At 71.2% G+C, this 21,699-nt stretch carries 19 protein-coding genes; 5 read left to right on the plus strand and 14 right to left on the minus strand.

Features of this window, described 5'->3' with window-relative positions; translation table 11 throughout:
- Nucleotides 1–28: 28 nt before the first annotated feature.
- The 11 genes from OVA30_RS04970 to OVA30_RS05020 form a co-directional block, all read right to left on the minus strand.
- On the minus strand, nt 29–1,675 hold the full coding sequence (locus tag OVA30_RS04970) for a CocE/NonD family hydrolase (RefSeq protein ID WP_268174776.1): 1,647 nt from the start codon (nt 1,673–1,675) through the stop codon (nt 29–31).
- Nucleotides 1,665–2,483: a creatininase family protein gene (locus tag OVA30_RS04975; protein ID WP_268174777.1), complete on the minus strand. Its 819-nt coding sequence runs from the start codon at nt 2,481–2,483 to the stop codon at nt 1,665–1,667. The genes OVA30_RS04970 and OVA30_RS04975 overlap by 11 nt, the downstream gene beginning before the upstream one ends.
- Nucleotides 2,483–4,030 carry a class I adenylate-forming enzyme family protein gene (locus OVA30_RS04980; protein WP_268174778.1) on the minus strand — a complete coding sequence of 516 codons (1,548 nt, stop codon included), beginning with the start codon at nt 4,028–4,030 and terminating at the stop codon, nt 2,483–2,485. Before OVA30_RS04980 ends, OVA30_RS04975 begins: the two co-directional genes overlap by 1 nt.
- Before the next feature lie 51 nt (nt 4,031–4,081).
- A complete protein-coding gene (locus OVA30_RS04985) occupies nt 4,082–4,669 on the minus strand; it encodes an NAD(P)H-dependent oxidoreductase (RefSeq protein WP_268174779.1) in 588 nt (195 codons plus the stop codon).
- Nucleotides 4,666–6,054, minus strand: a complete 1,389-nt coding sequence (locus tag OVA30_RS04990) for an FAD-binding oxidoreductase (RefSeq protein WP_268174780.1) — start codon at nt 6,052–6,054, stop codon at nt 4,666–4,668. The genes OVA30_RS04985 and OVA30_RS04990 overlap by 4 nt, the downstream gene beginning before the upstream one ends.
- A 1-nt stretch (nt 6,055) precedes the next feature.
- Entirely contained in the window at nt 6,056–7,027 is a 972-nt protein-coding gene (locus tag OVA30_RS04995; protein ID WP_268174781.1) for an isopenicillin N synthase family dioxygenase, read from the minus strand.
- A 12-nt stretch (nt 7,028–7,039) separates the two neighbouring features.
- The gene (locus tag OVA30_RS05000; protein ID WP_268174782.1) at nt 7,040–8,008 is read right to left on the minus strand and encodes an ABC transporter substrate-binding protein; all 969 of its coding nucleotides are present in this window, start codon (nt 8,006–8,008) and stop codon (nt 7,040–7,042) included.
- Nucleotides 8,008–9,081, minus strand: coding sequence for an aromatic ring-hydroxylating dioxygenase subunit alpha (locus OVA30_RS05005; RefSeq protein ID WP_268174783.1), 1,074 nt, complete (start codon nt 9,079–9,081; stop codon nt 8,008–8,010). The genes OVA30_RS05000 and OVA30_RS05005 overlap by 1 nt, the downstream gene beginning before the upstream one ends.
- A gap of 66 nt (nt 9,082–9,147) precedes the next feature.
- Nucleotides 9,148–9,942, minus strand: coding sequence for an ABC transporter permease (locus OVA30_RS05010; protein WP_268174784.1), 795 nt, complete (start codon nt 9,940–9,942; stop codon nt 9,148–9,150).
- Nucleotides 9,939–10,859 carry an ABC transporter ATP-binding protein gene (locus tag OVA30_RS05015; protein ID WP_268174785.1) on the minus strand — a complete coding sequence of 307 codons (921 nt, stop codon included), beginning with the start codon at nt 10,857–10,859 and terminating at the stop codon, nt 9,939–9,941. Before OVA30_RS05015 ends, OVA30_RS05010 begins: the two co-directional genes overlap by 4 nt.
- Nucleotides 10,860–10,867: 8 nt before the next feature.
- On the minus strand, nt 10,868–11,854 hold the full coding sequence (locus tag OVA30_RS05020) for an ABC transporter substrate-binding protein (protein ID WP_268174786.1): 987 nt from the start codon (nt 11,852–11,854) through the stop codon (nt 10,868–10,870).
- Nucleotides 11,855–12,180: 326 nt separating this feature from the next.
- Between OVA30_RS05020 and OVA30_RS05025 the strand changes: the two genes are divergently transcribed.
- The 5 genes from OVA30_RS05025 to OVA30_RS05045 all read left to right on the plus strand — a co-directional run bounded on the left by OVA30_RS05025 (nt 12,181) and on the right by OVA30_RS05045 (nt 16,684).
- Nucleotides 12,181–13,086 carry a LysR family transcriptional regulator gene (locus OVA30_RS05025; protein ID WP_003603478.1) on the plus strand — a complete coding sequence of 302 codons (906 nt, stop codon included), beginning with the start codon at nt 12,181–12,183 and terminating at the stop codon, nt 13,084–13,086.
- A 78-nt stretch (nt 13,087–13,164) separates the two neighbouring features.
- Nucleotides 13,165–14,544 (plus strand): cytosine deaminase, encoded by a 1,380-nt coding sequence (locus tag OVA30_RS05030; protein WP_268174787.1) that lies wholly within the window; start codon nt 13,165–13,167, stop codon nt 14,542–14,544.
- A gap of 294 nt (nt 14,545–14,838) precedes the next feature.
- Entirely contained in the window at nt 14,839–15,087 is a 249-nt protein-coding gene (locus OVA30_RS05035; protein ID WP_003603474.1) for a hypothetical protein, read from the plus strand.
- A gap of 262 nt (nt 15,088–15,349) precedes the next feature.
- On the plus strand, nt 15,350–15,580 hold the full coding sequence (locus OVA30_RS05040; RefSeq protein WP_268174788.1) for a hypothetical protein: 231 nt from the start codon (nt 15,350–15,352) through the stop codon (nt 15,578–15,580).
- Nucleotides 15,581–15,760: 180 nt separating this feature from the next.
- Entirely contained in the window at nt 15,761–16,684 is a 924-nt protein-coding gene (locus tag OVA30_RS05045; RefSeq protein ID WP_268174789.1) for a LysR family transcriptional regulator, read from the plus strand.
- A 13-nt stretch (nt 16,685–16,697) separates the two neighbouring features.
- On the opposite strand, the gene guaD is transcribed toward OVA30_RS05045, so the two are convergent.
- The 3 genes from guaD to OVA30_RS05060 are packed head-to-tail and all read right to left on the minus strand — an operon-like array spanning nt 16,698 to nt 21,654.
- Nucleotides 16,698–18,071 (minus strand): guanine deaminase, encoded by a 1,374-nt coding sequence (guaD, locus tag OVA30_RS05050; RefSeq protein WP_268174790.1) that lies wholly within the window; start codon nt 18,069–18,071, stop codon nt 16,698–16,700.
- Nucleotides 18,068–20,842 (minus strand): molybdopterin-dependent oxidoreductase, encoded by a 2,775-nt coding sequence (locus OVA30_RS05055; RefSeq protein WP_268174791.1) that lies wholly within the window; start codon nt 20,840–20,842, stop codon nt 18,068–18,070. The genes guaD and OVA30_RS05055 overlap by 4 nt, the downstream gene beginning before the upstream one ends.
- Complete coding sequence (locus tag OVA30_RS05060) at nt 20,839–21,654, minus strand: FAD binding domain-containing protein (RefSeq protein WP_268174792.1); 816 nt, start codon at nt 21,652–21,654, stop codon at nt 20,839–20,841. The genes OVA30_RS05055 and OVA30_RS05060 overlap by 4 nt, the downstream gene beginning before the upstream one ends.
- Between the last annotated feature and the right edge of the window lie 45 nt (nt 21,655–21,699).

Here is a 21,699-nt window from a genome sequence, read left to right on the forward strand (position 1 = left end):
GCCGTGCCGCCGGGACCGATTGGGCGGCTCACCCGAGCACCGGCAGCAGCAGCCGCGACGGCCGCTCGGCACCGTGGCGGAGAGCAAGAACGATCACCTGGGCCTGCATCGCCGCATTCGCCTCCGGGCGGCTCCCGGTTCCCGGATTGACGGCGAAGGCCGGCCAAGCGGCGGCCTGGAGCGATAGGCGTAGGCGCTGCCCCGGCCGCAGCGTGCAACACACGCCCCGCATGGCGATGCGTCGAGGGCCGGGTGCGGCGGCCTCGACCACCCGCAGATGGCCGGCGGTGAGGGTGACGGCGCGTCCGTCCGGCTCCACCAGGGAGAGCGTGGCGTGCAGGTCGTGGCTCGCCGCCGCGGTCTCGACGAACACCTCCGCCGCCACGCGGCCGGCGAGCTGCAGGGGTGCGGCGATCACCGGGCCGTCATAGACCGCGACGTCGCTGCGGTCGTCGAGGGCGGCGCGGTCCTGATAGCCCGGCGGCGTCCCCCAGGGCCCGCCGACGACCGGCGCGGGGCGCCAGGGATCGTGCACGAGGCGGTCCTCGCCGGCCTCCCCCGGTGCCGCCACGAGGCGGCCGTTCGCAGCGGTCGCGGCGAGACCGTCCGAGGCGAGATACAGCGCTGTCGGTTCGGGGTCCGGCCATTCGGAAAAACCGGCCCAATTGCGAGCCCCCACGTCGAAGAGCCGGACGGGCGGACCCGGTTCCTCGCGCCCGCGCAGCACGTGATCGAGGAAGGCGACCGTCGCGGCATCGACCGGCGTGACCGCCTCTGGCCCGAGATCCAGGCTGCCGACCCGGCGACCCCAGGGGGAATGCGTCCAGGGCCCGATCAGCAGACGCTGCGGCGCCGGCCCGGCGCGGAAGGCGTCGTAGGCGCCGAGCGTGCCGTCGAGCAAAAAATCCTGCCAGCCGCCGACATGCAGGCTGGGCAAGGCGAGGTCGCTCCCGGCGAGGCGGCGGGCCGGTGCGATCCGGTCCCAGAGGGCTGGATCGTCGCCAAGCCAATCGAAATAGTGGTGGTCGGCGGCGTGGGCCGCGAGCGCCTCGGGATAGGCCGCGACCGGTCCGCTCCAGGGCGTGCCGCGCGCCGCCGCGCCGAGCGCCGCGAAGGCGGCGGCGTCGCCCCGGAGCCGGGCAGCCTCGGCGCCCATCTGGCTGGCCCAGCCAATATTGCCGGCAAGGCCAAAGGCGCCGCCGGTATAGGCCCAGTCGTCGCGGATGCTCCATGCGCCCATTGCCGGCACGCTCGCGTCGGGCCGCTTGGTGCCCGCGCGCAGGGCGCCCGCCAGCGCGAGGAACTGCGTCACCGCCTGATAGCTGAAGCCGTAGGTCGCGACCCGGCCGTCCGATCCCGGCAGATCCGCCGCCCAGGCGAGGGTCGCCGCGCCATCCTCGGCCTCGTGCTCGAACAGGCGGAAGGCGCCACCGCTGCCGCCGCGCCCCCGCACATCCTGAACCACGACGATGTAGCCTCGGGCGGCGTACCAGGCGGGATGGGCCAGGGTCAGGGTCGAGGCGATGGCGCGGCCGTAGGGCTGGCGCATGAGCAGGACGGGATGGCGGCCGGGTCCGGCCGGGCGCCAGACATCGGCGGCAAGGCTCACCCCGTCGGGAAGGGTCAGCGTCGCCGTGGCGGGCTCGGCGACCGGTAGGAGCGGGTTAGCGGGCATCGAAGGCCGTTCCAGAACTCAGCCGTTCGAGCGGGAAATCCGCGATCTCGCGCACCAGCCGCACCACGCCCGCGGCGGCGCGCTCCACCAGTTCGGCCCCGCGCCGGGCATCCGCCGCCGCCGCGTTGCCGCTGACGCCGGACGGGTGGAGATCCTGCGCCATCCAGCCGAAGCCGACCCGGCCTTCCGGCGTCAGCAGGCCGCCGGCCCGCTCCATCGCGACCGAGAGCGGCACGAAGTCGTCCGCCCGCTCCATCCGCACGAGGTCGGGGTGGAGCGCCAACATCGCGCTGGTCTCGATCTCGCCGCCATGGATGCCGTGGCGCCGCTCGGCCTGCGAGAACAGGTCGTCCATCGGCGTCACCCCGCCCCAGCCACAGCCGACCGCGAGCATGCCGAGCCGCACCCGCAACTCGCGGGTGACGATCTCCATCACCTGCGGCTGCCCGCCATGGCTGTTGAGGATCAGGAGGCGGCGGCAGCCGGCGCGGTGCACGCTCTCGGCGGTCTCGATCCACAGGCGCGCCAGGGTCTCGTGGGAGAGGCTGAGCGTGCCGGGGAAGGCGTGGTGCTCGTTCGACTTGCCGATGGGCAGCATCGGCAGGACCAGGGCCGGCAGGTCGTCGGGCATCAGGGCCACGGCACGGGCGAGGATGCCGGCGTTGATCGCCGCATCGACCCGCACCGGCAGATGCGGCCCGTGCTGCTCGACCGCCGCCACGGGCAGGATCGCGACGAGCGGCCCCCAGTCGAGGCGCGAAAAGTCCTCCGTGGTCAGATCCCACCACCAGCGCGAGGCGGGGCGCATCACGCCGCCGCCATGTTCTTTGCAGCGTTCCGGGCGAGATCGGAGTGGGCGAGATCGGCCTTGGCGATCTTGCCGGTCGGGGTCATCGGCATCTCGGGCACGACGACGAGGACGAGCGGGTTGAGGTCGTAGGCGACCCGGCCAGTGATCGCGGCTTTCAGCGCCGCGGCATCGAGCGCGACGCCGGGCTGGGCCTGGGCGAAGGCGACCGGCCGCTGGCCGAGTGCCGGGTCGGCAACGCCGACCAGGGCCGCCTGCGCCACGCCGGGCTGCGCCGAGAGCGCCTCCTCGACATCGCGAGGATACCACAGGCGCCCGGCCACCTCGACGAGTTCCGCTCGGCGGCTGCGCAGCGTGACGCAGCCCTCGGCATCGAGGAGCCCGAGATCGCCGGTGCGCAGGTAGCCGCCGCGGGTCGCGGCTTCCGTCTTGTCCGGCTTGCCCCAATAGCCGGCCATGAAGCCGCCGGTGAGCGCGATCTCGCCGATCTCGCCCGGCGGCAGCACCCGGTCGTCGGGCCCGAGGATGAAGACCTCCTTGTCGGGCAGCGGCGGCCCAACCCGCCCGAGTTTGGCATCGTCCGGCTCCAGTTCCGGGTAGCCGAGGCCGACGAAGCCGCCGAGTTCGCTCTGGCCGTAGCTCTCCACGAGCGGCAGGCCGAGTTCGTCGCGCCACGCCGCCTTGAGCGTCGGCGGCACCGGCCCGCCGCCGGAGATGCCGAGGCGCAGCGACGGCGGGGGACCACCGCGGCGGCGGGCCTCCTGCAGCACGTCGTCGAGGATCGGCGGGTTGGCGACGAGGCTGGTTGCCCCGCGGGCGGTGAGCGCGTCGTAGCCGCCCTCCCGCGTCCAGAAGCGCATCACGTTGATCGCGGCCCCGACGGCGAGCGGCGGCAGCAGGTTGGCGACGAGCTGGTAGGAGCTGGAGAGCGCCGAGGGCCCGAACGAGACGTCGCCCGGCCGCAGCCGCAGCCGCTCGCCGATGCAGCGGGAGGCCCGCACGGTCGGCTCATGGCGCAGGCAGGCGCCCTTCGGCTTACCCGTCGTGCCCGAGGTGTAGGAGAGGTGGGCGATGGCGGTCTCGTCGCCGGGATCGGGCGGCGCCGGCAGGCCGGCCGCCAGCATCTCCGGCAGGGAGAGGGCGCCGTCCTGCGCGCCGTCCATGCACAGGCGGGCGCGGACCGTGCCGATGGCGGTGCAGGCGGCGGCGACCTGCCCTTCCATGTCGTGGGTGTAGACCACCGCGCTCGGCGTGTGGTCGGCGAAATAGTCGGTCAGTTCGTCGGCGAACTTCACGTTCACCAGGGCGGCAATGGCGCCGATCCGCCAGGCGCCCAGCATCGCCACGATGTAGTCGAGCCCGTTATGGGCGAAGATCGTGACCCGATCCCCCTTGCCCACGCCCGCATCGTGCAGGGCACCCGCCATGCGCTCCATGGCATCGACCGCGCCGGCATAGGTCAGGCCCCGGTCGCGATCGACCCAGTGGAAGGCGGGCCGGTCGGGATGGCGCTCGGCGCCGAGCGTGAGGAGACGATGCATCAGCATGGCGGGGCTCCTATTGGTGGGATGCCTTGGGGAAGCGGGTGATCGTTGGCCTCAAAGCCGCTCCATCCGCGTACGCACGCGCTCGATGAAGGCGTGGCGGCGGTCATCGGACGCGACGTTCAGGTGGTAGAGCGCGAGGTACTCGGCGCGGGCCCGGCGCGCGGCGAACCAGCGGAGGTAGCGCGTCACCATCCGGCGGGGCGGGTCCTGCATCGCCAGTGCCATCCAGCGCGGGCGGCCGTAGGTGACGACGCCGACGATTCGCTCCAGCGAGTCGAGGGTCGGCCGGACATGCCGCGGATCGGAGAGGTCGAAGGCGACGCCCGGCATCATCAGCCGGTCGATGAAGCCCTTGAGCATGGCCGGCGGGCCGAAGCACCAGGTCGGAAACTGCACCACCAGAACCTGCGCCGCCCGCAGCCGCGCGACGTAATCCTCCAGCCCCCGCTGGTTCACCGTCACGTCGTGGTAGTGGCGCCGCCCCTCCGCGGTCAGGACCGGATCGAAGCCCTCGGCGTAGAGGTCGAGCAGATCGACCGCGTGCCCGGCCCGCGCCAACCCGTCGAGGGCGGCCGTGCGGATCGACCCGTGAAAGCTCTCCGGCAGCGGGTGGCAGTAAAGGTAAAGAATGCGTTTCACGTGAAACAAACCGCCCCGGTCGCCACGCCGGCGGGCGTGAAGCTCCGCATCTTGCCCGGGTTCATCAGGCCCATCGGGTCGGTCAGCCGCTTGAAGCCGAGCTGGTCGGTTTCCGCCCGCTTGTGCCGGGTGCCGTCCTCCAGCGTGTAGACATGCGGATTGGCGATCCAGACGCCGCGCGCCTCGTGCGCCGCGATGATGTGGTTCAGCCTCTCCGCGTCGGTGAACTTCAGCAGCGGAATGCCGGCATAGGTGAGCCGGCCGGCGAACTCGATCAGTTCGAGATGCGGCACGATCTCGTCGGGAAACAGCGCCGCCATCTCGGCGATGCTCTCCATCAGCCCGTCGGCGGGGTGAAGGCTCTGGAGATAGGTCCAGCTCCGGTCGGTCTTGAGCACCTGCAGCGTGGTGTGGTTCCAGCTGTATTCGTAGAGCGGCGTGTGGCCCGGTGAATCGTCGAGCGGCGTCTCCAGGGTGATCGTGCCGCCCTCCCGCGCCATCGTCGCCCGGAAGGCGGGCAGGGTCGTCTCCGACACCATCGCGATCAGGATCGCCTGCCCCGGCGGGCACTGCGCCCGCAGCGGCGTGAACCATTGCGGCAGCGGCCAGGCGATCGGCGTGATGAGCTTCTTGGTGATCGCGGGGTCGCGGCCGACCGCTAGCCCGACCTCGGCGGCTGTCAGGAAGTCGTCGAAGGCGACGATGACGTCGATCCAGGGATGGACCGGCGCCACCGGCATCTCCAGCGCCGTGACGATGCCGGTGGTGCCGTAGGCATGCGCCACGCCGTTGACCGCGTCGCCGGTCAGTTCCAGCACCCGCGGCTCCGGCTCCAGCGTCACCACGCGGGCGGCGCGAATGTTGCCGCGCTCGCGCAACTGGCCGTAATTCACCGAGCCGATCCCGCCCGAGCCGCCGGCTATGAAGCCGCCGATGCTCGCCGTGCGCTTGGTCGAGGGATGCATCCGGATCTCCTCTCCGCCTTCCGCGAGGAGGCCGTCGAGGCGGTTCATGCGGAGGCCGGGGCCGGTGCGCACCGCGCCGTCGCGCTGCCACTCGATCCGGTCGAGGCCGGAGACGTCGAGCACCACGCCGCCATGCAGCGGCACCGCCTGCCCGTAATTGCCGGTGCCGCCGCCGCGCACGGTGAGCGGCACCCCGTGTCGGGCGCAGGAGGCGGCGACCGCGATCACCTCGGCCTCGCTCGCGGGCTCGGCGACGAGGTCGCCGGACAAGCCCTTCAGTTCGGCGTCGAGGACGGGGGAGTACCAGAAGAAGTCGCGCGAGCGCTTGCGCACCCGCGCCGGCTCCTCGACCAGGGCGACGCGGCCGGAGAGATCGGCCTTGAGCGCCGCGAGGGCGTCGGGGGAGGGGCGGCTCGGCATGTCAGGCCCGGGCCGTCAGGTCCATCGAAGCCTGGAGCTTCGACAGGATGTAGGCGCCGGCCTTCACCGGCTCGTAGCGCGGCGGGTTGGCCGCGTCGCAGCAGCTCGGCAGGCAGGCGACTTCAGACTGTTCGTTCGGCGCGGTGAAGGCGACCATCGACAGGCGGGCGGAGGAGCCGGTCAGCGCACGGTCGGGGTTCGACACCCGATGCAGGGTCGAGCGCCAGCGCTCGTTGGTCCAGCGGGCCAGAAGGTCGCCGACATTGATGACGAAGGAATCCGGCACCACCCCGGCCTCGAACCAGTTGCCGTCGCGGTCGGCGAGCTGGAGCCCGCCCGGCGCCGTGTCCTGCCGCAGGATCGTCAGGCCGCCGTAATCGTGGTGGGCGCCGTAGCGGAGTTGCCCCGGCATCGGCGGCTCGGCCTGGTCGGGATAGTGGACGAAGCGCAGCGTCAGCGCCGGATCCGCGAACCAGGGCGCGAAGTAGTCTTGCGGCAGGTCGAGCGCGAGCGCCGACAATTCGGTGAGCTGCCCGGTGAGCCGCAGGATCGCGTCGCGCCACGCCTCGACGAGGCCGCGCAATTCCGGCGGCTCGGCGGGCCAGATGTTGGGGCGCGCCGAGGGCCCCTCGCGATGAGGCGCGTTGAAGACCAGCGCCTCGCACAGGTCGGGCGGCGTCTCGCCCTGAAGCGTCCGCGCGACGCTCTCGATGCCGACCGGCAGGTAGCCCCGGCCCTTGGTCTTCTCCGGCGCAGCGTCGCGGCTCTTCACCGCGAGCGGCTGCGCGAAGTAGCGCTTCATCGCGTCGTAGACGTCGTTCGCCAGACGCTCGGGAATGCCGTGGCCGACGACGACGGCGAAACCCGTCGTCTCGAAGGCATGTCCGAAGGCGCGCCCGACCCCCGCCCGCGCGGCGGCGTCGCCGTCGATGAACGGGGCGATATCGACGATCGGGAGATCCGCCTGCCGCATGGATGCGCTCCGTCAGGGTTGGGCGAGGAAGTCGAGCGTGTAGGCTTGGCGGACGTCGAGCGAGGCCGGGTAGAGGCCGGCCTGGGTCATGACGTCGAAGAACGAGCGCCAGCGCGCATCCGTCATCGCGCCGAGGCCGAGCCGGGCCGCGTCGCCGCCCTCGACGAGGCCGCGCCGCTTCATCTGATCCATCTTGAAGCGGAACAGGTCTTCGCCGCCGGTCGGAACCAGGGCGAGCACCGCCCGCATGGCGGGCTCGTAATCGCCGGCCATGCAGGCCTCCCAGCCCTTCCGGCTCGCCTCGACGAAGGCGCGGACGAGCTTCGGCTTGGCGGCGATGAAGGCCTCGGTGGCGAAGATCGAGGTGGCGTAGTTGTCGTAGCCATAATCGGCCAGCAGGATCGAGACCGGCGGTTCGGGCAGCGCCTTGCCGAGCAGGGCCGCGTCCTCGGTGATGTAGCCCTGCTGCACCGCCCGCTTGTCGGCGAGGAAGGGGGCCGCGGAATAGGCGAACGGCCTGAGCTGATCGTCGGTGAAGCCGTAGCGCGCCTTGAGGAACTGCCAGAACTCGTTGCGCGAGAAGCCGCCGACCATGATCGGCCGGCCCCTCAGGTCCTCCAGCCGGGCGACGCCTTGGCCGGCATGGGCCACCAGCGTCTGCGGATCCTTCTGGAAGAAGGCCGCCACGGTGCGCGTCTTGATGCCCTTGGCGACGAGGTTGAGCGTGGTGAAGCTCGACCCCATGCCCATGTCGAGTTCGCCCGAGGCGACGAGCAGCGGCATGTTGACGTTGGGATTGCCGGGTCTCAGCTCGACATCGAGCCCGGCCCGCTCGTAGAGGCCCGTCGCCTTGGCCTGGAAGAACCCGCAATGCTCGGCCTCCGGCACCCAGTTGAGGCCGAACGAGACCTTGTCGAGGGCGAGCGCCGGCGACGCCACGAGGGCGGCCAGCGTCGCGAGGAGAGCGGACAAACGGACCATCACGCGACCCTCTCGTGCGGCATCAGCGTCGGCGCCACCGGCACGGAGACCGCCGGCGTTGCCTCGGACACCTCCTCCTCGCCATGGGCGTGCAGGGCGGCCAGCAGGCGGCGGCGCATGATCATGCCGGGACGGTCGGAGGGCATGTGGCTCTCGACCTTGCGGCCCATATCGACCGTGGCGTCCGGGTCGGTCGATTCGAGGATGTCGCGGTCCTCCTCGACGATCACCGCATCCCAGGCGATCAGCGCTTCCGTCGAGCAATCCTCCTCGCGATCGTTGCGGTAGAGGATCTGCGCGAGCCGGATCGTGCCGTCGTCGATCGGCGTCGCCGAGTTGAAGATGATGTGCCGCAAGCCCGACGGGTATTCGATGTCGAGCCGGCGGCAGAACGGCATGAACCACTTGTTGCGCATGTGGCGCTTGGTGGTCGGCTCGGTGGTGCCGCTGATGCGGTGAGCCATCGGCGGGTTGGCGATGGTGATGATCGTCTCCGCCTCGAAGCCGTACTCGGTTTCGGTGATCTCGTACTTTTCCGGGATCGGCTGGCTGATCTGCCCGAACGTGTTCTGGTGCACGAAGGCGAAGTGCGCGTTGTCGAAGGAATTTTCCATCAGCCGCAGGGGCGAGGTCTTCCACACGTCGTGGAATTGCTGGATGCGCCGGTAGCCAGGCATCGTGTCCTCGGGGATCTCGGGGATCGCCGCGTAGGGCTCCTCCAGGCAGACCCAGGCGTAGCCGTACTTCGCGGTGCAGTGGTAGCTCTTCACCGCGAGCCGCGGCACGACCTGCTCCGGGCTGAATTGCGGGATGCGGGCGAGCGCGCCGTGCCGGTCATAGGCCCAGCCGTGATAGCCGCACACGATCAGGCCGTCCTCGCACCAGCCCTTGGAGAGCCGGGCGGTGCGGTGGCAGCAGCGGTCCATCATCGCGGCGGGCTCGCCCTCGCCGTCGAGGAACAGCACGATCCGCTCGCCCATCAGGGTGAAGGGCTTGGGGCCGTCGGCGAGGTCGGACAGGCGCAAGGTCGCGTACCAGTAATGGCGCCACAGCTTCTGGCGGGTCGTCAGCATGGACGCTCTCCGTGGTGATGCCCGGCGTGAAGCCCTCCGGCATGGTGTCGAGGGACGTGCGGTGGTTCAGGGGCGCTCGGGATCGCCCCAGGAACCGAGCGCGAGGCGGCTCAGGCCGCTCATGGCGAGGAACAGCAGGATGCCGGCGGCGGTGATCAGCGAGAGCGCGGCGAACATCCGCGGGATGTCGAGCTGGAAGCCGGCCTGAAGGATCTCGTAGGCGAGGCCGGCGCTGCGGCCCCCGGTTCCGGCCACGAACTCCGCCACCACCGCGCCGATCAGGGCGAGGCCGGAGGAGATGCGCAGGCCCGCGAAGAAGTAGCCGAGCGCGCTCGGGATGCGCAGGCGCAGCAGCGTCTGAAGGCGGCTCGCGCGGTAGACCCGCATCAGGTTGACGAGGCCCGGATCGACGCTGCGCAGGCCGACCGTGGTGTTCGAGATCATGGGGAAGATCGCGATGATGGTGGCGCAGATCACCAGCGCGACCTGCGTGTCGCGCACGAGGATGATGATGAGCGGGGCCACCGCCACCACGGGCGTCACCTGAAGCATCACCGCGTAGGGGAAGAAGCCGCGCTCGATGAAGCGGCTCTGCACGAACAGGAAGGCGACGAGCGTGCCGAGCACGGTCGAGAGCGCGAAGGCGATCAGCGTCACCCGCATCGTGCTCCACAGGGCCCGCAGCAGGTCCGGACCGTTCTGGAGGAGGGAGGCGGCGATCACGGAAGGGGCCGGGAACAGGTACTCGGGAACCGCGAAGCCGCGGCAGGCGGCCTCCCACAGGCTCAGCACCGCAATCCCGACGAGGAGGGGCGGCAGCGCCGCCTGGACGCGGGGGTCTTGGATCAGCGGACCTCTCATGCCCGCGCCTCCGCGCTGGCCGGATCGCTCGCCAGCGACGCCTCGGTCAGCAGCGCCGAGAGACGCTGGCAATATTCGGCGAAGCGCGGGGAGCGCCGGAAAGCGTCGCCGCGGGGATGTGGCTCGTCGATGGTCAGCTCGGAGAAGATCCGCCCCGGACGCGCCGCCATCACGACGATGCGGGTGGACAGAAACACCGCCTCATAGATCGAGTGGGTCACGAACAGCACGGTGAGCGAGCGCCGCCACCAGAGGTCCACGAGGTCGGCGTCGAGCTTGTTGCGGGTGAACTCGTCCAACGCGCCGAACGGCTCGTCCATCAGCAGGAGGTTCGGCTCGGTGACGAGACCGCGGGCGATGGCCGCGCGCATGCGCATGCCGCCGGAGAGCTGGCGCGGATAGCTCCGACCCTTCTCGCCGAGGCCGACCAGATCGAGCGCGGCCTGGACCCGGGGGGCAGCCTCCGTTTTCTTCACGCCCGCGAGGTCGAGCGGCAGGCGCACATTGGCGGCGATGCGTAGCCACGGCATCAGCGTGGCGTCCTGGAACACCACCGACATCCGCCGCCCCTCCGCGCCGACACCGTTGAAGCCGCCGCGCCACCACAGCAGGCGCCCGTCGCTGGGCTCGCTGAGATTGGCCACGAGCGAGAGCAGGGTGCTCTTGCCGCAGCCAGACGGGCCGATCAGCGACAGGAACTCGCCCTCGCGCACCGTCAGGTCGACCGGGGCGAGCCCGCGGGTGCCGTCGGCGAACACCTTCTCGGCCGAGAGGATCTCGATGGCCGGCGCCGCGTTCGCGGCGGGCCGTGTCAGCCGCTCCGAGGCCGGCGCGGCCGCCTCGGCCGGCCGCGGATAGGCCGGAAGCGGGCTGGCCATTGGGCTGGCCAGTGGGTTGGCTTGAGCGAACGCCGCCATCGCGCGGCTCACTCGGCTTTTGCCGAGAGGACGGGCATGAAATCGAGGCTGAAGGCCCGCTTCCAGTCCGTGGAGGCTTTGAGCAGCCCCGCCTCGACGAGGTAGTCGTAGGATGCCTTCCAGCGAGCCTCCGTCATGGTGCCGATGGGGACGTTCTCCTCGCCGCCCAGCACCTTGAGCGCCTTCAGCCGGGTGATGCCGAAGGCGATCTGGCCGTCGCTCATCTTCGGGTTGGCCGCCTTGATCAGCACGTTGGCGGGAGCCGGGTTCTCCATGTAGCTCTTCCAGCCTTCCATGGAGGCGGCCACGAACCGGCGCATCGCCTCCGGCTTGCCCTCGGCGAGCTTGCGCGTCGTCACGATCGTGGTGCCGTAGGGCGGATAACCGTCCTTGGCGAAGAGATGGAAGTTGACCGGAACGCCCTTCTCCTGCGCCTGGAACGGCTCCGAGGAAGGATAGGCCTGCTGCACGACGTTCTTGTCGGCGAAGAAGGGCTGCAGGTTGAAGGTATAGGCCCGCACCTGGGCGTCCGAGAGCGTGTATTTCTTCTTCAGCCAGGGCCACCACGCCGTCATGCCGGCGGAGGAGACGAGGATCGCCCTGTCCTTGATACCCGCCAGCGAGGTGACGTCGTCGTGGGTCATCATCCCCTGGAGGTCGTACTGGAACGAGGCCGCCACGGTGACCACGGGCAGGCCCTTCTCGACCGCCTGGAGCACCTGGATGTCGTAGCCCATGATCGCGTCGGCCTCGCCCGCGAGCAGGAGCTGCAGCCCGTTGACCTGCGGCCCCCCCATGCGGATCTCGACGTCGAGCCCGGCCTTCTCGTAGAGGCCGGTGGCCTTGGCCTGATAGAAGCCGCCGTGCTCGGCCTGGGCGTACCAGCTCGTCAGGAAGACTACCTTGTCCGCTGCCTGGGCGGGCCCGGCCATCGCCAGCCCTAAGGTGACCGCCAGGAGGGCGGAGGCCCCCGTATCGAATCGGATCGACCGCATCGGTGATGGTCCCCCGCCGCGTTGCCCGGGATCGGTCTCTCGACGCATGGACCGTGCCGCGTCGGACCTGCCCAGGCTGCCCGACACCAGGGAAGCGGAAGCAGTGCTGCAGGAAAAGCATCGTTTTCCGCGCGCAGCGCTCGCAGAATTCGCACGCTGCCGCATGGCTGTGCGCTTGGTGAAGCGTTCGGCGCCGCCGCATCCCGGCCTGCCCGAGGCACGGTCCGCGCTCGCCTGGGCAAGGGGAGTTGGCAAGCTCCCTGCAGAACGCCGCCGACGCGTTGCGCCGAGGGTGCGCGACGGGACGCGGGCGGAGGCCGCACCCCATGCTGCATCATCGCCTGCTGGGCTACCTCGACGAGGTGGCCCGCAGCGGCTCGATCCGCCGGGCGGCGACGCGCCTCAACGTCGCGTCGAGTGCCGTCAACCGTCAGATCCTCTCGCTGGAGGAGGAGATGGGCACGCCGCTGTTCGAGCGGCTGCCGCGGGGCCTACGCCTCACCGCGGCAGGCGAGGTGCTGGTGCGGCACGTGCGCGACACGCTGAACGGCCACGAGCGCATGCTGGCGCAGGTCGCCTCACTCAAGGGCCTGACCCGCGGCGAGGTGACGGTGGCGACGATGGCGAGCATCGCCGCCGGGGTGCTGCCGGGGGTGATCCGCACCTTCCGCGAGACCCATCCCCGCATCGTCGTCAAGGTTCTGGTCCTGCCGGTCGATCAGATCGCCGCCGCCCTGCTCGCGGGCGAGGCCGACCTCGCCTTGGCCTACCGGCTCCCACCCGATCCGCGCATGCGCTGCATCGCCGAGTTCGAGCACCGTCTCGGTGCGGTGATGGCGCCCGACCATCCCCTCAACGGCCGCTATCAGGTGCGCATGGCCGATTGTCTCGAATATCCCCTCGTCGTCGCCGACCGCTCGATGACCCTGCGCGACGTGCTCGAACTCCTCGTGCCCGAGGGCACGAGCTTCACGCCCGTGGTCGAGACGAACTCCATCGAGCTGATGAAGCGCCTCGCCCAGACGGCCCCGCACATCACCTTCGTCAACCTCTCGGATGTCGGCGAGGAGATCCGCCGCGGCGTGCTGGCCTTCACGCCGATCTCGGATGCCAGCGCGATCATCCAGCGGGCGTCGCTGATGCAGCGCGCCCGCTCCGCGCTCGACGGGCCCGCCCACCTCCTGGCGGCCCGGATCCAGGCCGAGTTCGAGCGCCAGAGCGTTCCGGACTGATCCCATCCGGCGCAAGCCGTCCCTTTCCCGCCATCCCTTTCCCCCTTGCCGACCGCGCTTTCCGCGAAGGGTTGAACCATGTCCGAGCCGCCATTCCTGCCCGAGGCCCGCGCCTACCGCCTGCGCAACGCGCGCGTGCCCGGAGCCTTCCTGACGGGCGGCGTGCCGGCCGGCGCGACACTCGACGGGGACGGCTGCGCGCTCCTCGACATCGTCGTCGCGGACGGCGTCGTCGCCCGTCTCCTGCCGGCCGGGGGGACGCCGGACGCCTCGCCGGATACGCTGCCCGCCGCCGATCTCGCCGGGCGGCAGGTCTGGCCGCGCCTCGTCGATGCGCACACCCATCTCGACAAGGGCCACACCGTCGCCCGCACGCCCAATCCGGCCGGCGACTTTCCCGGCGCCCGCGACGCCACCACGGCCGACCGCACCCGCCACTGGGACGCGGAGGATCTGCGCTGCCGCATGACCTTCGGCCTCGCCTGCGCCTTCGCGCACGGCACGGGCGCGATCCGCACGCATCTCGACAGTCAGGAGAGCGGGGAGGGCGCGCTGCGCGACCAGGCCGCGACGACCTGGGCGGTGTTCCGGGAGATGCGGGCGGCCTGGGCCGGGCGGATCGCGCTCCAGGGCGTCGGCCTGACCCCGATCGACGCCTACGCCACCGATTACGGGCGCCGCCTCGCCGACCTGATCGCCGATTCGGACGGGCTGATCGGCGGCGTGACCCGGCCGACCGGCGGCCTGCATGGCGGGGCGCTGGCCGAGATCGACGCCCTGCTCGACCGCCTGTTCGGCCTCGCCCGCGCGCGCAACCTCGATGTGGACCTCCATGTCGACGAGACCGGCGATCCCGCGGCGGCCTCCCTCGACGCGGTCGCGCGGGCGACCCTGCGCCACGGCTACGAGGGCCGCGTCACCTGCGGGCATTGCGGCAGCCTCGCGCTCCAGCCCGAGGCGCAGGCTTCGGCCACGATCGCGCGGGTCGCACAGGCGGGAATCCGCATCGTCACGCTGCCGACCGTCAACATGTACCTTCAGGACCGGCAGCGGGGGCGCACCCCGCGCTGGCGCGGCGTCGCCCCGGTCCAGGAACTGATGGCAGCCGGCGTGCCCGTGATGGTCGCGGGCGACAATTGCCGCGACGCCTTCTACGCCTACGGCGACCACGACATGCTCGACACATTCCGGGCGTCGGTGCGCATCCTCCATCTCGATCATCCGCTGGCCGGCGCGCCCGCGCTCGCCGGGCCGGTGCCGGGGGCGATGATGGGACTTCCCCATGCCGGCACGATCCGCGAGGGCGCCCCCGCCGACCTGATGCTGCTGCCCGCACGCAGCCTCAACGAGGTCGTCGCGCGGCCGCATGCGGACCGAATCATCGTGGTCGCGGGCCGGCCCGTCGCGGCGCGGCTGCCGCCCTACGAAGCCCTGACCGGTGAGGCCGCCCCCTGGTAGCCGGGCGCGGTACGGGGGGATGGGTGCGCAACAGCACGCGCCGCGAAAGAGGCGTGCCAGAACCCCGACCCTGTCAAAAAAATCTGCAATTTTGCGCTAACACCAAGTGATAGTTGGTGTTTTCAGCTTTGGGCGCCGAAGCACTCCGAGCCCTCGTCTTGGCTGTGCCGTATCTATGTGCACAGGACCAAAGCAGATCATGTTGTTTTGCGAGGCATAGATGCTCAGTTTCTGGGACATGCGGCGTCGGTTGGTTTGATCGCGACGCCGAATCCAGTCTCGGAGATTGACGACATGATCTCACGCATTGCAGCAGGCGCGATCCTCGGCCTCGCCCTCACCACCGCCGCTTCGGCCCAGAGCTACAACGCCCCGGCCGGCATCCCCGCCGTCACCGCCCCGGGCGGCCTCGTCGGCATCGCCGGTCCGGGCAATGTCGAGCGCTACCTGGATCGTGACGGCCGCCACGGCACTGTGTCCGTCGATGGCGTCTACACCACCGGCTCCACCGTGCGGGGCGCTCGCACCGTCCACGGGCGCTGACCCATCCGGACGGTCTGACGACCTCCGTTTCGACGGTCCCAAGGGCCGGCCGCGCATCGACGCGGCCGGCCCTTTTCCTTGGCCCCTTCGCTCGGTTTCGAACGGGGTCAGCCTCGCCAGGGTCGGAGACTCAGCTTCAGCTTTTCAACTTTCTCGAACGTTTCGTTCGATCTTATTCCAGTTTTCGGAAAGCTTGCGCAGGTCCATCTTCACTCCATCAGATGACGGACGAACCGCCCGCCACCCACCGATGGAGTATCCCATGACCCGCATCCTCACCGCTTCCGTTCTCGCCCTCGCCCTCACCACCGCCGCCTCGGCCCAGAGCTACAATGCCCCGGCCGGCATCCCCGCCGTCACCGCCCCGGGCGGCCTCGCCGATGACGTCAGCGCCGTGCAGCGCCCCACGGCCCACGACACCCGCTTCGGAACCCTGCCGGCGGGCGCCGACCTGACCACCGGCTCGGTGCGGCGGACGCATCACGCGCGCTAAGGAGCGCCCCGAGCGAAGCGCCCGCCCGCCGGGAGACCCTGGCGGAAGACCGGTCCCGAATCCGCGCCTCCCGAAGCCGGTCCTGTTTCAAGGGCCGGCTTCGGTCGTTTTCGGCCGCGGCTTCGCGCTTGCTTGTCGGGGGTCTCGCCGCGGCGGGACGCCGGGCTGGGGGCAGAGCGCATGCAGGGACCGGGGACGCCAACACTCGACCAGCTCCGGGTCTTCCTCACCGTGGTGGAGACCGGCAGCTTCGCCGCGGCCGGGCGCCAGCTGAACCGCGCGACCTCGGTGGTCAGCTACACGATCGCCAATCTGGAGCTTCAGCTCGGCCTGTCCCTGTTCGACCGCGAGGCGACGCGCCGGCCTCAGCTCACCGAAGGCGGCCGGGCCGTGCTGGCGGAGGCCCGCACCGTCGCCCACGGCATCGACGCGCTGCGGGCCAAGGTGAGCGGCCTGCTCGGCGGCTTGGAAGCTGAACTCGGCTTCGTGTCGAGCGTGCTGATGCCCGGCGCCCGGCTCGTCGATGCGCTCACCGCGTTCCAGGCCGCCTTCCCGGCCGTGTCCCTGCGCCTCAATGTCGAGGCGCTCGGGGCGGCGCAGCAATTCGTCACCGATGGCCGGGCCGATCTCGGGATCACCGTGGAATTGTGGACCCGCGACAGCGATCCGCTCGAACTGATCTCCGTGGGCGAGGTCGAGATGCTGCCCGTGGCCGCGCCGAACCATCCCCTCGCCGGGGCGGACGGACGAGTACCGGGGGCGGCGCGCGAGCATGTCCAGCTCGTCATCACCGACCGCTCGCCGCTGTCACAGGACCAGGAATTCGGCGTGGTCGCCAGCCGCACGTGGCGGCTGTCGGATCTGAGCACCAAGCACACCCTGCTGCTCGCCGGGATCGGCTGGGGCAGCATGCCCGCGCACATGGTCGAGGCGGACATCGCCGCCGGCCGCCTCGTCGAGCTGAGCCTGCCGGAGGTCCGGCGCCGTCGGCTGCCGCTCACCGTGATCTACCGCACCGACCATCCCCCGGGACCGGCCGGGCGCTGGCTGATCCGCCGCTTGGTCGAGCAGGCGGAGCGCGAGGCGGCGGCGCGGGCGGCCTGACCGGCGAAGAGGTTCAGGCGCTGAGACCTGTGGCCCCTTCCGTCTCCGGATAGACCAGCGGGTCGCCTGCGCGCCGGTTGTCGTAGACCGGCTCGCCCGCCACCCAGGTCGCGCGCACCGTGCGGTGGTCGCCGAGCGTCAACAGCACGAACAGCAACTCCTCGATGCTGGAGCAGGTGCCGGTGCGGAAGCCCAGGAGCGGCGTCGCGGCGAGGTCGAGCACGCAGAGATCCGCGTCGTGTCCCGGCGCGATCCGCCCGATCCGGTCGTCCAGCCGCAGCGCCTCGGCGCCGCCCAGCGTCGCGAGCCAGAACGCCCGGACCGCGTCGAGCCGGGTGCCGCGCAAAGCCGCGACCTTGTAGGATTCGCCGAGCGTCTTGAGCAGCGACAGGGTCGTGCCGGCGCCGACGTCGGTGCCGAGCCCGACCCGCACCGGTCGGCGCGGATCGAGGGCGTCGAACAGCCGGAACAGGCCGCTGCCGAGAAAGCCGTTCGAGGTCGGGCAATGGGCGATCGCCGCCCCGCTGGCGTGGCAGGTGCAGAAATCCTCCTCCGACAGGTGGATCGCGTGGCCCAGCACCGTGCGCGGGCCGACGAGGCCGGACTGCACGTAGACGTCGAGGTAGCTCGCCCGGTCGGGGAACAGCTCGCGCACCCAGGCGATCTCGTCGGTGTTCTCGCACAGATGCGTCTGGAGGAAGAGGTCGTCGTGCTCCCGCATCAGCGCGCCGGCGGCGTCGAGCTGGGCCTGCGTGCAGGAGGGGGCAAAGCGCGGGGTGACGCAGTAATGCTGGCGCCCGCGCCCGTGCCAGCGGTCGATCAGGGCCTTGCTCTCGTCGTAGCCGCGCTGGGCCGTGTCGAGGAGCCCGGCGGGGGCGTTGCGGTCCATCAGGACCTTGCCGGCGATCATCCGGGTGTTGAAGCGGGCCGACTCGGCGAAGAACGCATCGACCGAGCCGGGATGGACCGTGCAATAGACCACCGCCGTGGTGGTGCCCGCCCCCAGGATCTCGCGGAAGAACAGTTTGGCCACCCGCTCGGCATGGGCCTGATCCGCGAACTGCAACTCGGCGGGGAAGGTGTACTTCTCGAGCCAGGCCAGCAGCTGCTCGCCGTAGGAGGCGATCATCTGCAATTGCGGATAATGGACGTGGGTGTCGATCAGGCCGGGCAGGATCAAGGCGTTCTCGTAGACGGTCACCGCCACGCCCGCCGGGATCTGATCCGACAGGTCGGAGAAGTCGCCGAAGGCGGTGATGCGCCCGTCCTCGATCAGGATCAGCGCGTCGGCCACGTGCTGGAGGCAGCCCTCGCTCAGGAAGGGGTTGCCGGTCAGGCTCACCGCCTGTCCGCGGATCGCCCGCATCCGGGCCGGTGCCGCCGTCATGCCTCCGCCGTCTCCTGTTCCTCGTTCTCTTGCGCCGCCATGACCTGTCGAAAGATCCGGTCGGGGGCGAACGGCGTCGCGGTCAGCCGCACGCCGGTGGCGTCGCGGATCGCGTTGCCCAAGGCGGCGGCGACGGGGTTGTAGGGCGCCTCGCTCATCGATTTCGCGCCCAGTGGACCGACCGTGTCGTGGGTGTCGGCGAACAGAACCTCGGTGACCGGCACGTCGGCCATCGCCGGGATGTGGTAGTTGCGCAAGGTCCGCGTGACGACCGCGCCCGTTTCGTCGAAGCGATAATCCTCATGCAGGGCCGCGCCGAGCGCCTGCGCCACCCCGCCCTCGATCTGCCCGCGGCACTGCATCGGGTTGATGACCCGGCCGGCATCCGCCGCCTGAATGCTCTTGAGGATGCGGATCTCGCCGGTCTGCGGATGGACGGCGACGCGAAAGGCCTGAACGTTGAAGGCGACCGAGCGCGGCGTCCCGTCGGCCTCGCCCTCGGCTTCGAAGATGGCCCCTTGCGCGAGGGTGGTCAGGGAGACGAGGCCGGTGGGCGTCGCGACGCCGTCGCGGGTCAGGCGGCACGCGTCCGCACCAACGCCGGACCGCTCGGCGGCGGCCGCGCGAAGCTGATCGGCGAGTGCCGTGGCCGCGCGGAAATTCGCCTGTCCGGCGACCACGGTGCCCGTGCTGCCGTAGGCGCCGGTATCGTGCCGGACAGCATCGGTGTCGGCCTGGATCAGGCGGATGCGCTCGGGCGTGGTGCCGAGCACCTCGGCGGCGATCTGCCCGTGCACGGTGCTGGTCCCGTTGCCGAACTCGGCGGTGCCGACCGCGAGGGCGTAGCTCCCGTCCGGTTCGAGGCGGATGCGGGCATGGGCGACGTGGCCGCGCGGCGGGATCGTATCGATCATCGCCATCGCCATACCCTCGCCGACGCGCCAGTCCGGCCCCGGCGCCGCCTCGCCGCTGCCATCCGCCAGGGCGGCCTGGGCGCGGTCGAGACACTGGTCGAGCCCGTAGGAGCCGTAGATCACGTCGTGCGGCTCCAGGCTCGTCGACACCATCGGGTCGCCGGGCCGCACCGCGTTGAGGCGGCGCATCGCGAACGGGTCGATCCCGAGATCGCGGGCGAGTTCGTCCAGCGCCGATTCCACGGCGAAGATCGTCTGGCTCAGGCCGTAGCCGCGAAAGGCCCCGGCCGGCAGGGTATGAGTGTAGACGGCGTAGCCCTCCACCCGCTTGTTCGGGCAGGCATAGGCGGCGATGCTCTCGTTGCAGCCGTGGTGCAGCACGCCGCCGGCATGGTTGCCGTAGGCGCCGGTGTTCGAGAGCACTTTCAGCGAAAGCGCGGTGAGGCGCCCGTCGGCCCGCGCGCCGACCTTAACCCGCACCCGCATCGGATGGCGCGTCGTCGCCGCGCAAAAGTTCTCCTCGCGGGTCATCTCGTAGGAGACCGGGCGGCCGGTCCGCAGCACGGCGAGCGCCACGAGATCCTCGGTCAGCATCTCCTGCTTGCCGCCGAAGCCGCCGCCGACCCGGCCGCAGAGCACGCGCACCCGATCCCGGTCGAGATCGAACAGGCGGCACAGGGCGTCGCGGGTCAGGAAGGGCACCTGCGTCGAGGAGCGCAGGGTCAGCCGCCCGTCCGCATCGAGCCAGCCGAGCGCGCCATGCGTTTCGAGATGCACGTGCTGCACCCGCTGCGAGACGTATTCCGCCTCGTGGATATGGTCGGCTTGGCCGAAGCCCGCCTCGACATCGCCGATCGCCCCGTGCGCCTCGGCAGCGAGGTTCGGGTGGGCGAGGAGCGGTGGCGCATCGTCGCCGGGCCGCGGCGGGTCGCGGTCGGCGGGATCGTGGACGAGGGGCGCGTCCGGGTGCAGGGCCGCCTCCGGATCGAACACGGCGGGCCGCACGTCGTAATCCACCCGCAGCGCCCGCACGCCCATGGCCGCCGCCGCGGCGCTCTCGGCGACCACCGCCGCGACGCGCTGGCCGTGGAAGCGGATCACGGAATCGAGCACGCCGGTGTCGGCGGCGTCATCGAAAGGGTTCTCGTGCCGCCCGGTCGAGAAGCGGTGGCGCGGCGCGTCCTCGTGGGTGAGCACCGCGACCACGCCGGGCACCGCCAGCGCCGCCGCCCGGTCGATGCTGCAGATGCGGGCATGGGCGTGGGGCGCGCGCAGCACCTTCAGATGCAGCAGACCCGGCACGGCGGTGTCGAAGGTGTAGGCAGCCCGGCCGGAGACGAGCGCGCGGCTCGCCGGAGCCGGCAGGCTGCGGCCGACCGGGTTGCCATCGCCGCCCGCATCGACATGCACGAGGCCGGCCACCGCGTCGCGGATCGCCCGGTAGCCGGTGCAGCGGCAGAGATTGCCCTTGAGCGCCGTGCCGAGATCCTGCCGCTGGCCCTGGTCGAGGGCGGCCGCCGTCATGATCATGCCCGGCGTGCAGAAGCCGCACTGGAAGCCCTGCGCGGCGCAGAACGCGTCCTGCATCGGGTGGAGATCTTCGGGCGCCGCGTCACCGGGCGCGCAAGGGCCCGCGAGCCCTTCGATCGTGGTGACGCCGCGCCCCTCCGCCTGGAAGGCGGGCATGAGGCAGGAATGGACCGGCTCGCCGTCGAGATGGACGGTGCAGGCGCCGCAATCGCCCGCGTCGCAGCCCTTCTTCACCCCGAACCAGCCGAGATCCCGCAGCAGCGTGCGCAGGCACTGGCCGGGCCGGGCTGCGGCCTCCTGGACCTGGCCGTTGACGGTGAGCCTCATTGGGCGAGTTCCTCCCGGATCTCTTCGGCGAGCCGCCCGGTGACGTGCCGGCGCCAATCCGGCGCGCCATGGACGTCGTCGTACCAGCCGTCCTCGGGGATCGCCGCCGCGATCGCCTGCTGCAGGGCCGCCGCCGTGGGCAGGTTTTCGAAAGGGAGCTGGACCGGGCGCGGCGTCGAGGCGGTCACGGTCAGCGCGAAGGCGCCGGTCCGGTCGCGCGTCCCGATCACCAGCGCGCCGGAGCGGCCCTCGCGGGAGAGGGCGATGCGCCGGAAGGCCGTGCGCCGCCGCAGCGCGGAAGCCGGAATATCGATGCCGCGCAGGATCTCGCCGGGGGCCAGCGCCGTGCGCTGCGGCCCGAGGATGAACGCTGTGACGGGCAGGCGCCGCTCGCCGCCATCGGGCCGGCGCAGCAGGCAGGTGCCGTCGAGCGCCGCGGTCAGCGCAATCATCGGGCCGGCGGGCAGGGCCATGCAGAGGTTGCCGCCGACGCTCGCCCGGTTCCAGATCTTGAACGAGCCGAGCAGCGCCCGGCAGCATTGCCCGACGAGCGGAGCCGCGATCCAGTCCCGCGGCAGGGCGAGCCGGTCGAGTTCGGCGATGGTGCCGGTCGCCGACAGGCGAAGGCCGGCCTCGGACAGCTCGGCCGCCGGCCATCCGAGGGCGGACAGGTCGATCAGCCGGGCCAGGGCGGGCTGCGGCTCGGAGAACAGCCATGTCCCGCCCGCGAGCCAGGCATCGCCCTCGCGCCAGGGGGGCAACTCGTCGAGGCGCGCCGGTCTCAGGACGGCGGTGATCGTGTCGAGATCCATCGGAAGCCGGCTCGTAAGTTCCTATCCAACGGCGGAAGCCGGAGC

The sequence above is a fragment of the Methylorubrum sp. SL192 genome (genome assembly GCF_026672325.1).
Lineage (GTDB): Bacteria > Pseudomonadota > Alphaproteobacteria > Rhizobiales > Beijerinckiaceae > Methylobacterium > Methylobacterium extorquens.

What these genes read in the sequence shown, in the direction of transcription:
- guaD (WP_268174790.1), bottom strand. Translation starts at nt 18,071, where the DNA reads ATGACGGCGGCACCGGCCCGGATGCGGGCGATCCGCGGACAGGCGGTG.
- OVA30_RS05060 (WP_268174792.1), bottom strand. Translation starts at nt 21,654, where the DNA reads ATGGATCTCGACACGATCACCGCCGTCCTGAGACCGGCGCGCCTCGAC.
- OVA30_RS05000 (WP_268174782.1), bottom strand. Translation starts at nt 8,008, where the DNA reads ATGGTCCGTTTGTCCGCTCTCCTCGCGACGCTGGCCGCCCTCGTGGCG.
- OVA30_RS04980 (WP_268174778.1), bottom strand. Translation starts at nt 4,030, where the DNA reads ATGCTGATGCATCGTCTCCTCACGCTCGGCGCCGAGCGCCATCCCGAC.
- OVA30_RS05045 (WP_268174789.1), top strand. Translation starts at nt 15,761, where the DNA reads ATGCAGGGACCGGGGACGCCAACACTCGACCAGCTCCGGGTCTTCCTC.
- OVA30_RS05020 (WP_268174786.1), bottom strand. Translation starts at nt 11,854, where the DNA reads ATGCGGTCGATCCGATTCGATACGGGGGCCTCCGCCCTCCTGGCGGTC.
- OVA30_RS05015 (WP_268174785.1), bottom strand. Translation starts at nt 10,859, where the DNA reads ATGGCGGCGTTCGCTCAAGCCAACCCACTGGCCAGCCCAATGGCCAGC.
- OVA30_RS05030 (WP_268174787.1), top strand. Translation starts at nt 13,165, where the DNA reads ATGTCCGAGCCGCCATTCCTGCCCGAGGCCCGCGCCTACCGCCTGCGC.
- OVA30_RS04995 (WP_268174781.1), bottom strand. Translation starts at nt 7,027, where the DNA reads ATGCGGCAGGCGGATCTCCCGATCGTCGATATCGCCCCGTTCATCGAC.
- OVA30_RS05025 (WP_003603478.1), top strand. Translation starts at nt 12,181, where the DNA reads ATGCTGCATCATCGCCTGCTGGGCTACCTCGACGAGGTGGCCCGCAGC.
- OVA30_RS04975 (WP_268174777.1), bottom strand. Translation starts at nt 2,483, where the DNA reads ATGCGCCCCGCCTCGCGCTGGTGGTGGGATCTGACCACGGAGGACTTT.
- OVA30_RS05055 (WP_268174791.1), bottom strand. Translation starts at nt 20,842, where the DNA reads ATGAGGCTCACCGTCAACGGCCAGGTCCAGGAGGCCGCAGCCCGGCCC.
- OVA30_RS05040 (WP_268174788.1), top strand. Translation starts at nt 15,350, where the DNA reads ATGACCCGCATCCTCACCGCTTCCGTTCTCGCCCTCGCCCTCACCACC.
- OVA30_RS04990 (WP_268174780.1), bottom strand. Translation starts at nt 6,054, where the DNA reads ATGCCGAGCCGCCCCTCCCCCGACGCCCTCGCGGCGCTCAAGGCCGAT.
- OVA30_RS05005 (WP_268174783.1), bottom strand. Translation starts at nt 9,081, where the DNA reads ATGCTGACGACCCGCCAGAAGCTGTGGCGCCATTACTGGTACGCGACC.
- OVA30_RS05010 (WP_268174784.1), bottom strand. Translation starts at nt 9,942, where the DNA reads ATGAGAGGTCCGCTGATCCAAGACCCCCGCGTCCAGGCGGCGCTGCCG.
- OVA30_RS05035 (WP_003603474.1), top strand. Translation starts at nt 14,839, where the DNA reads ATGATCTCACGCATTGCAGCAGGCGCGATCCTCGGCCTCGCCCTCACC.
- OVA30_RS04970 (WP_268174776.1), bottom strand. Translation starts at nt 1,675, where the DNA reads ATGCCCGCTAACCCGCTCCTACCGGTCGCCGAGCCCGCCACGGCGACG.